The 14,137-nt window shown below is 63.4% G+C and carries 11 protein-coding genes and 1 pseudogene; 4 read left to right on the forward strand and 8 right to left on the reverse strand.

All coding sequences use genetic code 11. The features are described from left to right. Positions 1-53: 53 nt before the first annotated feature. The 3 genes and pseudogenes from HX869_RS09055 to HX869_RS09065 form a co-directional block, all read left to right on the forward strand. Positions 54-860: a TatD family hydrolase gene (locus tag HX869_RS09055; protein ID WP_003218739.1), complete on the forward strand. Its 807-nt coding sequence runs from the start codon at positions 54-56 to the stop codon at positions 858-860. A gap of 96 nt (positions 861-956) precedes the next feature. After that, positions 957-2,438 (forward strand): methyl-accepting chemotaxis protein, encoded by a 1,482-nt coding sequence (locus HX869_RS09060; protein WP_177068723.1) that lies wholly within the window; start codon positions 957-959, stop codon positions 2,436-2,438. Between the two features lie 108 nt (positions 2,439-2,546). Continuing rightward, positions 2,547-2,804, forward strand: a pseudogene (locus tag HX869_RS09065) (terminase); the annotation flags it as partial. A gap of 19 nt (positions 2,805-2,823) precedes the next feature. On the opposite strand, the gene HX869_RS09070 reads toward HX869_RS09065, so the two are convergent. The 3 genes from HX869_RS09070 to HX869_RS09080 form a co-directional block, all read right to left on the reverse strand. Next, positions 2,824-3,621 (reverse strand): acyl-CoA thioesterase II, encoded by a 798-nt coding sequence (locus HX869_RS09070; RefSeq protein WP_008437738.1) that lies wholly within the window; start codon positions 3,619-3,621, stop codon positions 2,824-2,826. A gap of 101 nt (positions 3,622-3,722) precedes the next feature. After that, positions 3,723-4,487 carry a CHAD domain-containing protein gene (locus HX869_RS09075; RefSeq protein ID WP_177036261.1) on the reverse strand — a complete coding sequence of 255 codons (765 nt, stop codon included), beginning with the start codon at positions 4,485-4,487 and terminating at the stop codon, positions 3,723-3,725. Between the two features lie 80 nt (positions 4,488-4,567). After that, a complete protein-coding gene (locus tag HX869_RS09080; RefSeq protein WP_003218744.1) occupies positions 4,568-4,846 on the reverse strand; it encodes a hypothetical protein in 279 nt (92 codons plus the stop codon). A gap of 217 nt (positions 4,847-5,063) precedes the next feature. Between HX869_RS09080 and HX869_RS09085 the strand changes: the two genes are divergently transcribed. Continuing rightward, positions 5,064-6,101 (forward strand): patatin-like phospholipase family protein, encoded by a 1,038-nt coding sequence (locus tag HX869_RS09085; RefSeq protein WP_087693690.1) that lies wholly within the window; start codon positions 5,064-5,066, stop codon positions 6,099-6,101. A 128-nt stretch (positions 6,102-6,229) separates the two neighbouring features. On the opposite strand, the gene HX869_RS09090 is transcribed toward HX869_RS09085, so the two are convergent. From HX869_RS09090 to kdpA, 5 genes are all read right to left on the reverse strand, one after another. Beyond that, positions 6,230-6,925, reverse strand: coding sequence for a response regulator (locus HX869_RS09090; protein WP_003218747.1), 696 nt, complete (start codon positions 6,923-6,925; stop codon positions 6,230-6,232). A 37-nt stretch (positions 6,926-6,962) separates the two neighbouring features. Further along, positions 6,963-9,614, reverse strand: a complete 2,652-nt coding sequence (locus HX869_RS09095) for a sensor histidine kinase KdpD (RefSeq protein WP_178903005.1) — start codon at positions 9,612-9,614, stop codon at positions 6,963-6,965. A 143-nt stretch (positions 9,615-9,757) separates the two neighbouring features. After that, on the reverse strand, positions 9,758-10,303 hold the full coding sequence (kdpC, locus tag HX869_RS09100) for a potassium-transporting ATPase subunit KdpC (protein WP_003218751.1): 546 nt from the start codon (positions 10,301-10,303) through the stop codon (positions 9,758-9,760). A gap of 67 nt (positions 10,304-10,370) precedes the next feature. Further along, positions 10,371-12,428 carry a potassium-transporting ATPase subunit KdpB gene (kdpB, locus tag HX869_RS09105; RefSeq protein ID WP_003218752.1) on the reverse strand — a complete coding sequence of 686 codons (2,058 nt, stop codon included), beginning with the start codon at positions 12,426-12,428 and terminating at the stop codon, positions 10,371-10,373. A 12-nt stretch (positions 12,429-12,440) separates the two neighbouring features. After that, the gene (gene kdpA, locus HX869_RS09110; protein WP_178903006.1) at positions 12,441-14,135 is read right to left on the reverse strand and encodes a potassium-transporting ATPase subunit KdpA; all 1,695 of its coding nucleotides are present in this window, start codon (positions 14,133-14,135) and stop codon (positions 12,441-12,443) included. Between the last annotated feature and the right edge of the window lie 2 nt (positions 14,136-14,137).

Consider the following 14,137-nt stretch of genomic DNA (forward strand, 5'->3'; position numbering starts at 1 on the left):
CTTATAAATCTACAGCTCTGATATGCTTTCCGACCGCAGGCGGAGGTAGCACCATGCAACTCATTGATATCGGCGTCAACCTGACCAACCCAAGTTTCGACGAAAAGCACCAGGCCGTTCTCGACCGTGCCTACGCCGCCGGGGTGAGCCAATTGGTGCTCACCGGTACCAGTGTCGACGGCAGCGAACAGGCCCTGGAGCTGTGCCAGCAACTGGACGAAAGTGGCCAACGCCTGTTCGCCACCGCCGGCATTCACCCCCACTCTGCCAGTGACTGGAACGCCGAAAGCGCCAGGCGCCTGCGCGGCCTGCTCAAGGAAAGTCGCGTGCGTGCGGTGGGTGAATGCGGGCTGGATTTCAACCGGGATTTCTCACCGCGCCCCCAGCAGGAAAAAGTCCTCGAAGAACACCTGGCCCTGGCCGTGGAGTTGAAGCTCCCGGTATTCCTCCACGAACGTGACGCCAACCAGCGCCTGCTGGAAATCCTGCGGGACTACCGCGATCACCTGTCGGCCGCCGTGGTGCACTGCTTCACCGGCGAGCAGCGGGCGCTGTTCAGCTACCTCGACCTGGACCTGCATATCGGCATCACCGGCTGGATCTGTGACGAGCGCCGTGGGACGCACCTGCATCCGCTGGTCAGGGAAATTCCCCGGGGCCGTCTGATGCTGGAAAGCGACGCGCCCTACCTGCTGCCTCGCACCCTGCGGCCCAAGCCGAAAAACGGTCGCAACGAACCCGCCTATTTGCCGGAAGTCCTGCGGGAGGTCGCGTTGCACCGCGAAGAAACCGTGGAAGACCTGGCGCAACACAGCACCGCCTGTGCCCGCGCCTTTTTTGGATTGCCTGTGCCGGATTGACGCGGCGCATTGACCCATATCAAAACCCGGCATCCCGATAGCGGCACAATAATGGCACCTTGCCAATGCTGTTTCCGCTATCAGAGAAAACCTTCCATGGGTGCCTGGCTTAGCAACATCTCGCTGAAGTACAAATTCTGGGCCGTGAACGCGGTCGCCTTCATCACCACCCTGCTGCTGGTGTTGTACGCCGTGCAGCTCGAACAACAGGCCCGCAGCCAGGCCGCGCAGGCGTCGGCGCAAGCCCAGGGGCGCTTGCTCGGTGCCTGGCCCGCCGGCCAGCCACTGCCCAAGGGCGAGCACTGGCTGACGTTTGCCAGGGGCAAAGTCCCACAACTGGGCGACGAAGATCTGTCAGCCCTGGCCAACGCCAGTGGCTGGGTGGATTTCAATCACATGCCACTGTTCGGCGAAAACCCGCTGATGGGCGCCGAAGTAATCAGCCGTGCCGACGGTCAACAGGTCGCCGTGCTGGCCTACGGGCCCAGCTTGAGCCAAGTGTTCGAAGAACGCTTCGCCAACTACGCCGTAGCGGTGATGATTCTGATGCTGGCCATGCTCGGCGCCTCACAGCTGCTGATCCGCTTTCTCCTCAGCCAGCTCAACACCTTGAAAGACGTGATGCTGCACGTCGAGAAAACCGGCGACCTCTCGGCCCGCGTCCCCCTGGCCTGCAAGGATGAAGTCGGGCAGATGGCCAGCGCCTTCAACGCGATGCAGGCGGGTTATCAACGGGTGGTCAACACGGTTGCGCGCACCGCCAGGCAACTGGACGACGGCGCCGCACGCCTGGCCAGCAGCATGAACGAGGTGCAGCACGGCATGCTCGGCCAGCAAAGCGAAACCGACCAGGCCGCCACGGCGATCAACGAGATGACCGCCACCGTCTACCACATCGCCCAGCACGCCGGCGCCACCCGCGACCTGTCCCAGACGGCTGACACTCTCGCCGGCAGCGGCCAGGAAGTGGTCAGCCGGGTACAGCGCTCGATTGCCGGGCTGTCCACCGGCGTGCAGCAGACCGCCGAAATGATCCAGAAGCTGGCCGAGGACAGCCAGAAAATCAATGGCGTGGTCGGGGTGATTCACAGCATCGCCGAACAGACCAACCTGCTGGCCCTCAACGCCGCCATCGAAGCCGCCCGCGCCGGCGAAATGGGCCGGGGTTTTGCCGTGGTCGCCGACGAAGTGCGCAACCTGGCCAAGCGGGTGCAAAGCTCCACCGATGAAATCACCCGCATGGTGTCCGCCCTGCAAGCCGGCACCCGGGACGCGGTGGATTTCATGCAGGAAAGCTCGTTCAAGGCCGACGACTGTGTGCAACAGGCTCAAGAAGCCGGGATTGCCCTCGCCGAGATCACCGGCGCGGTGGCGCAGATGCGCGAGAGCAACACGCAGATTGCCGTGGCTGCCGAGCAGCAAAGCCATGTGGCCGAGGAAATGAATCGGGCGGTGGTGAGCATTCGGGACGTCACCGAAAACACCGTGCAGCAGACGGTAGACTCGGCGACCACCAGCAATGAGCTGGCGACCCTGGCCGGGGAACTGAGCAAGGCCATCGGCCAGTTGCGGCTTTAACCCCTGAAGGGCTGGCTATGGCCCCCATAGCCATCCTTGATTCGCGGCCCCACCCTGCCCGACCTAAACTCTGCTCAAGATGTTTCAACGGACAGAGGAATCACGATCATGGGCAAACGTCATCCAAATATCCCCGCCTGGCAATGGCGCACCCACCCGCAAAATCACCAGCACGGGACCAATCAAGTGTTGCAGCTGATTGCGCTGCCACTCCTGGTCATCGGTTTTCTGTTGATGGCATCGGGCGTGTTCAGCGAGAACCTGGCGAGTGCCGCCATCGGTATCGTCGGCATTCTGGCAGCCCTCGCATTGCAGCATCACGGTCGTCGCCTGGAGGCACGCGGCAGCGACGCCTCCAGCGATCAACACTTGCTGGTCTGAGGACTCAGGCGAACACCACCACCGACTGGCGGCTGATAGCGATCAACTGGCCGTCGGGGCTCCACAACTGCGCAGCCGCATGACCATAGCCATCGCGGGCGTGCTCGATGTGGACCAGGTATTGGCACCAGTCCAGGGTGCTCAGGTTTTGCAGCGGTTGGACAAATTCGATGGTCCAGGTCAGGGTGCTGCCGGCCGCCGGTTGTTTCAGGTGCGGCAACACCGACGGTGGCCACGCATCCACCAGCGCGAGGATGTGCGCTTCGGTCAGCGGCTCTTCTTTTACATCGCCACGCAAGCGCACCCAGCCGCCCATCTCCCGGGATGTATTGCCGGTGAACGGCAGGCCACCGACGCTCCAGCGCATCGCCAGGTGGCGCATGAACTCCGGCGTCACGCCTTTGATGTAGGGCAACTCCTGGCATTCATCCCAATGCTTGAAGGTGGGCGCCGGTTCGGCGGCGACGTCAATCTGCGAAGGCCGTGATGCGCCAAAACTGGCCTGCACCAGGGTCATCGTTTCACCGTTCTGCACCACACGTCCCAGCACTTGGCTGACGGCCTTGCCTTCGCGCAGCACTTCAACTTCGTAGCGGGCCGGCACGTCCGGCGCCACCGGGCCCACAAAGGTGATCGCCAGTGAGCGCAACGGGCGATCCGCCGGGACTTTCGCCCGCAAGGCCTCGTACTCCAACGCCGCAACCAGCCCGCCAAAGCTGGCGCGGCCCTGGGCCCATTCGGCCGGGATCGAAACGTCCAACGGGTGGCTGCGGGCAGCGTCGAGCAAATCACTAAAGCGCATGGCGGTCTCAACTTGAAAAAGGAGTTGAGGGATCTTAACCAGCCGGCCTACACCACGCAGCGCCTATTCCGGCCAAAATCCCGGACAGATAGGTCGCAGGGTCAAGCGAAGCAGTCGGCGTTCAACTTGTCCAAAACCCGATCCGCCTGCCCTTCCGCCTCGGCCATGGTGCGGTGCCAACCAGGCACGCACGGCTGCAAATCGGGCTCGTGCCCGGCTTGCGCCAGCCATTGCCAGCAATCGTGCCAATCACCCAGGGCGCCCTGGGCCGCCTTGAGACGCGATATGGCTTTGGGCGGTAGCTTGTTCAGCTCGGGATAAGCCTCGGCCGCATAACGCACGCGCTTGATCAACAGGCGCAGGCGATGACGGTCGTGGTTGGGGTCGTGCAGCGCTTCGCCGAGCTTCTTCCATTGCTTGGCCAGGCGTTTTTCAATGCGCGTGCGCAGGCCATTGAGCAATTTCTGCCGTTGGGAGGCGCGGATAAAGCGGGGGAATGCTTCGAGGATCAACAGCAGTTGCGCCAGCTCAGGCCCTTGTGCAACCGAGCGGTAGGTGGCCGGCTGCTGCCGGATACGCCGCTCGGCCGCCTCATGATGGCCGTGTTGGTGGAGGTACGCCGCCAGCACTTCGCGGTCGCGAAACGGCGTGGTCAGTTGGCCGACGGCACTGGCGGCCGCCTCGAGTTGCTCGACACCGGGCAACCCACGCAATGGCCGCAACAGGCTGCGCAAGCGCCGCACCGTGGTGCGCAGATCATGCAGGGCCTCGTCGTCCGTGACGGCGGCGAGGCGCGCCTGGCAGCTCAGTAACCCAACTTCCAGGCCGATGACCTGCGCGACTAGCTGATCGACCAAGGCTGACATCCTTTCCTCCTCAATGATTAAACCTTCGGGCTTGAGGCCGCCGACGCAACCTCGTTGCACTCGACAACTGCTACGCGGGGTTAGCGCCCGGCGCGCGACTCACGAATATAGAAGCGGGCTTTCTCGGCCTTGGTCGAGCAGCCTTCGAAGGCTTCGAACTGCTGCTGGGTCTTGGCGCCAGTCAACAACGACAGAGCCTTGGAGTAACTCACGGTGCCGGCGAAACCTTCGGCCTTGGCCAGGTCCAGCTCGTGCCACGCAGCATCCAGTTGCGTGCCGCAGCTGTCGCGATAAGCGGTTTTCCCGGCACAACCGGCCAGGGCCAACACGATCACAGGCACACACATCCAGGCTTTCATCAAATGACACCTCAAGAAAAGAAAAAACAGTCACAGGTGTAGACGTTGCCTACACCGAAAAGTGCCTTATCCGACTGCCTGAATCCGCAGTCCCGATTGCCAGAGCATACCCGAGCGTGGTGGCCCGCTCGCGAAAATAATCGGTTGTGACAGTGATGATTGAAGCGCGCCCCTCGATGGGTGCATTGTGGTCACCTGTTTTACGAAGGATCAGGTCATGAAGAAACGTGTTGCATTGGTGCTGGGCTCCGGCGGCGCCCGGGGCTACGCCCATATCGGCGTGATCGAGGAAATCGAAAAACGCGGCTACGACATCGCCTGCATTGCCGGTTGCTCCATGGGCGCCGTGGTGGGTGGGATCTATGCCGCGGGCAAGCTGGAAGAGTACCGAAACTGGATCGAAAGCCTCGACTACCTGGACGTACTGCGCCTGGTAGACGTGAGCTTTCGCCTGGGGGCGATTCGTGGCGAGAAGGTGTTCGGGCAGATCCGCAAGATCGTCGGCGAGATCAATATCGAAGACCTGCGCATTCCCTACACCGCCGTGGCCACGGACCTGACCAACCAGCAGGAAATCTGGTTCCAGGAAGGCTGCCTGCACCAGGCCATGCGGGCCTCGGCGGCGATTCCCAGCCTGTTCACCCCGGTGATGCAGGGCAATCGCATGCTGGTGGACGGCGGCTTGCTGAACCCTCTGCCGATCGTGCCGGTGGTGTCGAGCCACTGCGACCTGATCATTGCGGTCAACCTCAACTCTACCAACCAGAAGCACTACAAGCTTCCGGTGATCCAGCGTCCGCCGGCGTTCAGGAGCCGCTTCGACAACCTGGTGCGTTCACTGGGCTCGCACTTGCCGTTTCGGCGCAAGCAGGCCGAGCAGTTGTTGATGCTGGAACAGGAAGCGCTGCTGGCCCAGGCTGCCGACATCAACCCGTGGCTGGACTCTGCCGAACCCGAGGCGCAACAACCGGCGGCGGCACCGGAAAAGGCCGGGGCGCCAAAGTCGGCGACCGGCTCGTTCATCATCGATAACGTGGGGCCTGCATCGCTGCTGGATTTGATCAACCAGAGCTTTGAGGTGATGCAGACGTCATTGGCGCAGTACAAGATCGCCGGGTATCCGCCGGATATTCTGATCAACGTGCCGAAGCGCGTGTGCCGGTTTTTCGAGTTTTACAAAGCGCCGGAGTTGATCGCGCTGGGGCGGGAGATCGCGAGCGATACGCTGGATCGTTACGAGAGCGAGCAACACTGAGGTTTGATAAGCAGGGCTTGTGTGGCGAGGGAGCTTGCTCCCGCTGGAGTGCGAAGCGCTCCCAGGATTCTGGGGCTGCTGCGCAGCCCAGCGGGAGCAAGCTCCCTCGCCACAGGTGAGCTAACGCTTCAGGCTTCGGTGTTCAATAGCCGATACCCAACACCGGCCTCAGTCACGATAAACCGTGGTTGGGTCGGATCATCCGCCAGTTTCTGGCGCAGATGCCCCACCACAATCCGCAGGTAATGGCTGTCTTCGGTATGGGTCGGCCCCCAGATATCCTTGAGCAGTTGCTGCTGGGTGATCACCCGCCCGGGATGCCGCGCCAGTTGCGCCAGCACCGCGTATTCCTTGCGGGTCAGCGCCACTTCGACACCGTCCAGCAGCACCCGCCGATAAGCCAGGTCTACCGTCAGCGGGCCAAAGCGCAACGCCGCTTCCTGGGCCTCCCCCGCCGGCGCCTGGCGCAACAACGCCCGCACCCGTGCAAGAAACTCCTGGATGCCAAATGGCTTGGTCACATAGTCATTGGCGCCGTTGTCCAGCGCCTCGACTTTTTGCACTTCACTGGCTCGCACCGACAACACCAGTACCGGTACCGTGGACCACTCACGAAACTCGCGCAGCACCTGCTGGCCGTCCATGTCCGGCAGGCCGAGGTCAAGCACCAGCAGGTCCGGTTTACTCAAGGCGGCCTGCGCCAGGCCTTCGTTGCCGGTGCCGGCCTCGATCACTTTGTAGCCCTGGGAGGCCAGGCTGATACGCAAGAACTTGCGGATCTGCGGTTCGTCGTCAATGACCAAAATCGTCGCAGTCTGGCTCATGGTGTCCAATCAAAATCCGTGAAGAAAAGAGGGTAGCTCAAGGGTCGCTTTCCAGGCCAGGCTGGGCCTGCAATGGCAGGAATAAAGTGATGCAGGTGCCACGGCCCTCAATGCCGTCGGCCACACTGATATGCCCGCCGTGGGCGCCGACCATGCCCTGGCAGATCGCCAGGCCGAGCCCGGTGCCCTGCCCGCCGCGATCCCCCCTGGCGGCGGTGTAGAACATATCGAAAATTTTCGCCCGCTCCTCCTCGGGAATCCCCGGTCCCTCATCGGCAACAGCAAAAAACAACTGGTTATCCTGCACGCCCGCGCTGAGTTTCAGCCGGCCTTGTGGCGGCGAGAAGCGTGCGGCATTTTCCAGTACGTTGACCAGTGCTTGCTCGATCAACGCGGCATGCACGTAGAGCAGCGGCAGCTCGGGCGGCACGTCGGTGATCACCTGCAGCGGCGCCAATACCGCACGCAAGCGGCCCAGGGAGCTGCCGACGATATCGCCGGGTGACACCCAGTCCCGCGCCAGCTTCAGGGCGCCGTGACCCAGGCGAGTCATGTCCAGCAGGTTCTGGATGTAGCGATCCAGGCGCTCAGCCTCATCGCGAGTGCCTTCCAGCAGCTCCCGGCGATCTTCCAGGGGAATCGCCTCGCCGAGGGCCAGCAGGCTGTCGATGCTGCCACGCATGGAGGTCAGCGGTGTGCGCAAATCGTGAGACACCGAAGCCAGCAAGGCGCTGCGCAATTGCTCGGTTTCACCGTGCAGGCGTGCCGCTTCCAGTTCCTGGCCGAGCTGCGCACGGGCCAGGGCCTGGGCCAATGGCTGGCTCAAGGCCGTGAGCAGGCGACGGCGCTGGCCGCTCAGTTCAAGCCCGGCCTTCGGGCTGACCCCCAGCAGGCCCAACGGGCCTTCTTCGCTCGACAACGGCCACCACCACCAGCGCCCGAACGGCAAGGTGCCGGTGCCCATGCCGGCCGGCTGATCGTGCTGCCAGGCCCAGTCGGCGGCGGCGCGTTCGGCTTCGGTAAAGGTGATCGGGCCTCCGGTCTCGACCTTCCAGTCGCCCTGCCCGTCGCGGTTGAGCAGGCACAATTGCAGGTCGCTCCAGCCTTCCAGATGATGCGCGGCGGCACTGATCACTGCCTGGCGATCGGTGGCGGCGGTGAGTTTGCGGGACAGGTCGAGCAGCTCGGTGGTTTCTTCCTGGGTATCGCGCAGCGCCTGCAACTGCCGGCGCTGGCGTGCAGCGAGATTACCGGTGAGCGCCGCCATCAGCAGGAAGAACAACAGCGTCAGCACGTCTTCTTCACGCTGGATCGCGAAGGAGAAATTCGGCGGGATGAACAGGAAGTCGTAGCTCAGGAATGACAGCGCCGCACACGCCAGCGCCGGCCCCAGGCTACTGCGCACCGCCACCAGCAATACGGCGGCGAGGAACACCAGCGAGATATTCGGCAACGGCAAGGCACTGGCGACACCCCATGCGACTGCGGCCGCGATCACGGTCGCCACCACCGCCAGGGCATAGTCAAACCACACCAGCCCACGCACATCCGGCAGGCGCGGAGGGGCCGGAACTTCGTCGCTGTCGAGGACGTTGATTTCCAGGCCCCGTGCATTGCGCAGCAGGCGTGCCGCCAAGCCGCCACCAAACAGATTGCGCCGCCAGCGCGGCCGGGACTGCCCCACCAGAATCAAGCTGGCGCGACGCTCGGCGGCGTGCTGGATCAGGGTCTTGGCCACCTCCCCCGCTCGCAGCAACACCACTTCACCGCCAAGACGCTCGGCCAGTTGCTGGGCGTTTTGCAGACGCAGGCGCGATTGTTCATCCCGCACCCGGCCGTTATCCACATGCACCAGGCTCCACGGCAAATGCCGACGCTGGGCTACGCGGCTGGCATGACGCACCAGGCGTTCGGCCTGGGCATCGCCGTCCACGCCCACCAGCAAGCGGCCACGCACAGCCGGTGCGGCCTGGCCCAATTGGCGATAACCCTGGGCCAGGTCATCGTCGACATGGGCCGCCGCGGTTTGCATCGCCAGCTCGCGCAGGGCCATGAGGTTGGTCTGGGTGAAGAAGGCATCGATGGCAGCACGGGCCTGTTCCGGCACGTACACCTTGCCGTCCCGCAGGCGCTCCAGCAGTTCCCGGGATGGCAGGTCGATCAGCAGCAGTTCATCGGCTTCCTGCAAGACCCAGTCGGGCAAGGTCTCGCGCACTTGCACGCCGGTAATGCCGCGCACCTGGTCGTTGAGGCTTTCCAGGTGCTGGACGTTGACCGTGGTGAAGACGTTGATGCCCGCCGAGAGCAATTCCTGGATGTCTTGCCAGCGTTTTTCGTGGCGGCTGCCGGGGGCGTTGCTGTGGGCCAGTTCGTCCACCAGCACCAGTTTGGGCTTGGCGGCGAGCAGGCCGTCGAGGTCCATTTCCTCCAGCATCACGCCGCGGTATTCGGAACGCAGCAGCGGCTGTTGTGGCAAGCCGCTGAGCAAGGCTTCGGTCTCGGCGCGGCCGTGGGTTTCCACCACGCCGGCGATCAGCCGCACGCCCTGGCGCAGCTGGGTGTGGGCAGCCTGGAGCATGGCGTAGGTCTTGCCCACGCCCGGGGCGGCGCCGAGGAAGACTTTGAGCCGGCCATGGCCGTCCCGGGGTAGATCGGCTAACAGGGCATCGGCGCGGCCGGAGTCGCTCATGCGGGCGGTCTTCCTTCAGGTGTTGATGTGGGTTTCTTGAGTCCGCCTTCGCGAGCAAGCCCGCTCCCACATTTGACCGCATTCCAAAGGTGAAACTCAGTCGAATGTGGGAGCGGGCTTGCTCGCGAAAGCGGCGCCACGGCTTACAGTTTTTCCAGGGCCATATTCAGTGCCAGCACGTTCACCACCGGCGGCCCCACCAGCGGGCTTTCGATGTGCTCGTCCATCAAGCGCTGCAGGGTCGCCACCGGCAGATTACGTGCGGCGGCTACCCGGGCCAGTTGATAGGCAATTGCCTGCGGTGGCAAGTGTGGATCAAGACCGCTGCCGGAGGTAGTCAGCAACGCCATCGGCACCGGTCCCTGGTCTGGCACCAGCATTTTCTTGGCATCGTCAAATACACGAGTGGCCAGTGCTGGGTTGCTTGGGCCGAGGTTGCTGGCGCTGCTGGAAACCGTAGCAAACGCACCGGCAGATGGCCGTGGGTGGAACCAGCCGTCACCGGTGAAATCCTGGGCAATCAGGCTCGAACCGCGAACCTTGCCGCTGGCATCGTGCACCAGGCTGCCGTTGGCCTGGTCAGGGAACGCGACTTGCGCCACGCCGGTAACAACCAGGGGATAGGCCACGCCGGTGATCAGGCTCATCAACACCAGCAGGCTCAGGGCCGGGCGGATAATGTTGGACATTTCAAATTCCTCAATTCGGTCATTGCAACCTGCAGGCACCGGTTTGCCGGTACCTGCGGGCATCGAGTCAAACCAGGTGCAGCGCGGTCAACAGCATGTCGATCGCCTTGATGCCCACGAACGGCACCACGATCCCGCCCAGGCCGTAGATCAGCAGGTTGCGACGCAGCAATGCCGCCGCACTCGCCGCCTGTACGCGCACACCGCGCAGCGCCAGCGGGATCAGCACCACGATGATCAGCGCGTTGAACACGATGGCCGAGAGGATCGCGCTCTGCGGGCTTTGCAGGTGCATCACGTTGAGCACACCCAGTTGCGGGTAGATCGAGGCGAACAGCGCCGGCAGGATCGCGAAGTACTTGGCCACGTCGTTGGCAATGGAAAAGGTGGTCAGCGCACCACGGGTCACCAGCAATTCCTTGCCGATCTGCACCACGTCCAGCAGCTTGGTCGGGTCGCTGTCGAGGTCGACCATGTTGGCCGCTTCACGGGCGGCTTGCGTGCCGTCGTTCATTGCCATGCCGACGTCAGCCTGGGCCAGCGCCGGGGCGTCGTTGGCGCCGTCGCCGCACATCGCAACCAGGCGACCATCGTTCTGTTCGTGACGAATGCGCGCGAGTTTTTTCTCCGGAGTAGCCTCGGCCAGCACGTCATCCACGCCGGCTTCAGCGGCAATCGCGGCGGCGGTCAGCGGGTTGTCGCCGGTCACCATCACCGTGCGAATCCCCAGCTTGCGCAGCTCGGCAAACCGTTCGCGGATGCCGGGCTTGACCACGTCCTTGAGGTGAATCGCGCCGAGCAACTTGCCGTCGGCACACACCAGCAACGGCGTGCCGCCGCTCTGGGCGATCTTGTCGATTTCCCGCGACAGCGCCGGTTGCAGGTCGCGGCGTTGCAGGCCAATGAACGCCAGCAGCGAATCCACGGCGCCCTTACGGAACACACGGCCCTGGTAGTCGACGCCGGACAGGCGGGTTTCCGCGCTGAACGGTACCGAGGTCAGCTCATCCGTCGACGGCTCGGCTTGTGGGTGCTGGCCGCGCAGGTATTCGACGATGGACTTACCTTCGGCCGTGTCGTCCGCCAGGGATGCCAGCAGCGCGCCCTCGGCCAGTTCCTTGCCGCTGACACCCGGCGCGGCGATCACGTTGGTGCAACGACGGTTACCGAAAGTGATGGTGCCGGTCTTGTCCAGCAACAGCACGTGCACGTCCCCCGCCGCCTCCACCGCGCGACCGGATTTGGCGATCACGTTGAGGCGCACCAGGCGGTCCATGCCGGCAATACCGATGGCCGACAACAGGCCGCCGATGGTGGTCGGGATCAGCGTGACCAGCAGCGCCACCAGGAACACCAGCGGCAGGTTGCCATTGGCGAAGTGGGCGAACGGCTGCAGGGTCACCACCACCAGCAGGAAGATCAGCGTCAGTCCGATCAGCAGGATGTCCAGCGCGATTTCGTTGGGGGTTTTCTGGCGCTTGGCGCCTTCCACCAGGGCGATCATGCGGTCCAGGGTCGACTCGCCCGGGTTGGCGGTGATGCGAATCATCAACCAGTCCGAGACCAGGCGGGTGTTGCCGGTGACGGCCGAGCGGTCGCCGCCGGATTCACGGATAACCGGGGCCGATTCACCGGTGATGGCCGCTTCGTTGACCGCGGCAATCCCTTCGATGACTTCGCCGTCACCCGGGATCATTTCCCCGGCGACCACGCGTACCACATCACCTTTGCGCAGGCTGGTGGCCGGCACGACCTTGAAGCTGCCGTCGGCTTCCTTGCGGCGGGCGCTGAGGCCCTCGCTGCCGGCCTTGAGGCTGTCGGCGCGGGCCTTGCCGCGGCCTTCAGCCAAGGCTTCGGCGAAGTTGGCAAACAGCACGGTGAACCACAGCCACACGGCGATTTGCACGGAGACGTAGGTCGGTACGGCCACCTCCGGCACGAAGCACAGGATGGTGGTGAGGATCGCGGTCAGTTCGACCACCAGCATCACCGGCGAGCGTTGCAGCTGGCGCGGGTCCAGCTTGACGAACGCCTGGACCAGCGCCGGGCGCCACAGGGCCGACATTGCGGTCTTGGCTGGCTCCTGGGTTTTCACGGGAGCCGCGTTTTTTGCAGGCATATTCATTTTCATATCCCCTTAGAAGCCCATGCTCAGATGTTCAGCGATAGGCCCAAGTGCCAGCGTCGGCAGGAAGGTCAGGCCGCCCACCAGCAAAATGGTCACGGTCAACAGGGTCACGAACAGCGGGCCGTGGGTCGGGAAGCTGTTCTGGCCAATCGGTGCGGTCTTCTTCATCGCCAGGCTGCCGGCCAGGGCCAGTACAGGGAGGATGTAGCCGAAGCGGCCAAGCAACATCGACAGGCTCATCATCAGGTTGTGAAACGTGGTGTTGGCGCTGAAGCCGCCAAACGCCGAACCGTTGTTCGCACTGGCCGAGGTGTAGGCGTACAGCAACTGGCTGAAACCGTGGGGGCCAGGGTTACTGATGGCGCCGGCCGGGCCCGGCAGGGTCGCAGCGATGGCGCCCAGTACCAGGGTGCCCACCGGCATGACCAGCAAGGTCACCACCAGCAACTGCACTTCCTTGGCCTGGAGTTTCTTGCCGAGGTATTCCGGTGTACGGCCAATCATCAAACCGGCGAGGAACACCGCAATCAACACGTTGAGCAACATGCCGTACATGCCGGCACCGACGCCGCCGAAGATCACTTCGCCGACCATCATGTTGACCAGCGACACCATCCCGCTCAGGGGGTTGAGGCTGTCTTGCATACCGTTGACCGAACCGTTGGACGCGGCGGTGGTAGCCACCGACCACAACACGGTGCCAGTGGTGCCGAAGCGCGCTTCCTTACCTTCCTGCGGCGCGGCCTGTTCAACCGCCGGGTTGTTCAGCGCCGGGTTGGGCTGGTATTCGGCCCACATGGCGGTTGCGCCGCCGATGATGAACAAGGCCAGCATGCAACCGAGGATCGCCCGGCTCTGACGCAGATCTTTCACGTAGTGGCCAAAGGTGAACACCAGCGCCACCGGAATCAGGATGATCGCGCCCAGCTCAAACAGGTTGGCCCAGGCAGTCGGGTCTTCGAACGGATGCGCCGAGTTGACGCCGAAGAAGCCACCACCGTTGGTGCCCAGTTGCTTGATCGCAATCTGGCTGGCAGCCGGGCCCAGTGGGATGACCTGGTCAACGCCCTGCATGGTGACCGCGTTCACATAGTGAGCGAAGGTTTGTGGCACGCCCTGCCAGACCAGGAACAACGCGAACACCAGGCACAACGGCAACAGGCCGTAGAGCGTGGCGCGAGTCATGTCGACCCAGAAGTTGCCCAAAGTCTTGGTGGATTTGCGACCGATCCCACGGCACAACGCGACCAGTACGGCGAGGCCGGTGGCGGCACTGACGAAGTTCTGCACGGTGAGGCCGACCATCTGACTGAGGTAGCTCAGGGACGCTTCACCGCTGTAGTTCTGCCAGTTGGTGTTGGTCATGAAACTGATGGCGGTGTTGAACGCCAGGGTCCATTCCTGACCCGGCAATTTCTGCGGGTTCAGCGGCAGGTATTGCTGGAACAGCAGGATCGCGAACAGCAGCAAGAAACCGGCAAGGTTGAACGCCAGCAACGCCAGCGCGTATTTCTGCCAGCTCTGTTCCTGGTCTGCATCGACACCCGAAAGGCGATAGCACACGCGCTCGACCGGGCCGAACACCGGCGTGAGCCAGGTTCGCTGCCCTTCCATTACCTTGTAGTAGAACCGCCCCAGGGCCGGTGCCGGAATCAGCACCAAGGCAAAGAAGGCGATGATCAGCCAATAGTCATAACTGTGCATAG

Origin of the sequence: Pseudomonas sp. P7779, from assembly GCF_013386315.1 — a bacterium.
GTDB lineage: Bacteria > Pseudomonadota > Gammaproteobacteria > Pseudomonadales > Pseudomonadaceae > Aquipseudomonas.

Bases quoted from the DNA above. Each gene is read 5' to 3' on its own strand.
- HX869_RS09055 (WP_003218739.1), top strand. From the start codon at position 54: ATGCAACTCATTGATATCGGCGTCAACCTGACCAACCCAAGTTTCGAC.
- HX869_RS09060 (WP_177068723.1), top strand. From the start codon at position 957: ATGGGTGCCTGGCTTAGCAACATCTCGCTGAAGTACAAATTCTGGGCC.
- HX869_RS09070 (WP_008437738.1), bottom strand. From the start codon at position 3,621: ATGCGCTTTAGTGATTTGCTCGACGCTGCCCGCAGCCACCCGTTGGAC.
- HX869_RS09075 (WP_177036261.1), bottom strand. From the start codon at position 4,487: ATGTCAGCCTTGGTCGATCAGCTAGTCGCGCAGGTCATCGGCCTGGAA.
- HX869_RS09080 (WP_003218744.1), bottom strand. From the start codon at position 4,846: ATGAAAGCCTGGATGTGTGTGCCTGTGATCGTGTTGGCCCTGGCCGGT.
- HX869_RS09085 (WP_087693690.1), top strand. From the start codon at position 5,064: ATGAAGAAACGTGTTGCATTGGTGCTGGGCTCCGGCGGCGCCCGGGGC.
- HX869_RS09090 (WP_003218747.1), bottom strand. From the start codon at position 6,925: ATGAGCCAGACTGCGACGATTTTGGTCATTGACGACGAACCGCAGATC.
- HX869_RS09095 (WP_178903005.1), bottom strand. From the start codon at position 9,614: ATGAGCGACTCCGGCCGCGCCGATGCCCTGTTAGCCGATCTACCCCGG.
- kdpC (WP_003218751.1), bottom strand. From the start codon at position 10,303: ATGTCCAACATTATCCGCCCGGCCCTGAGCCTGCTGGTGTTGATGAGC.
- kdpB (WP_003218752.1), bottom strand. From the start codon at position 12,428: ATGAATATGCCTGCAAAAAACGCGGCTCCCGTGAAAACCCAGGAGCCA.
- kdpA (WP_178903006.1), bottom strand. From the start codon at position 14,135: ATGCACAGTTATGACTATTGGCTGATCATCGCCTTCTTTGCCTTGGTG.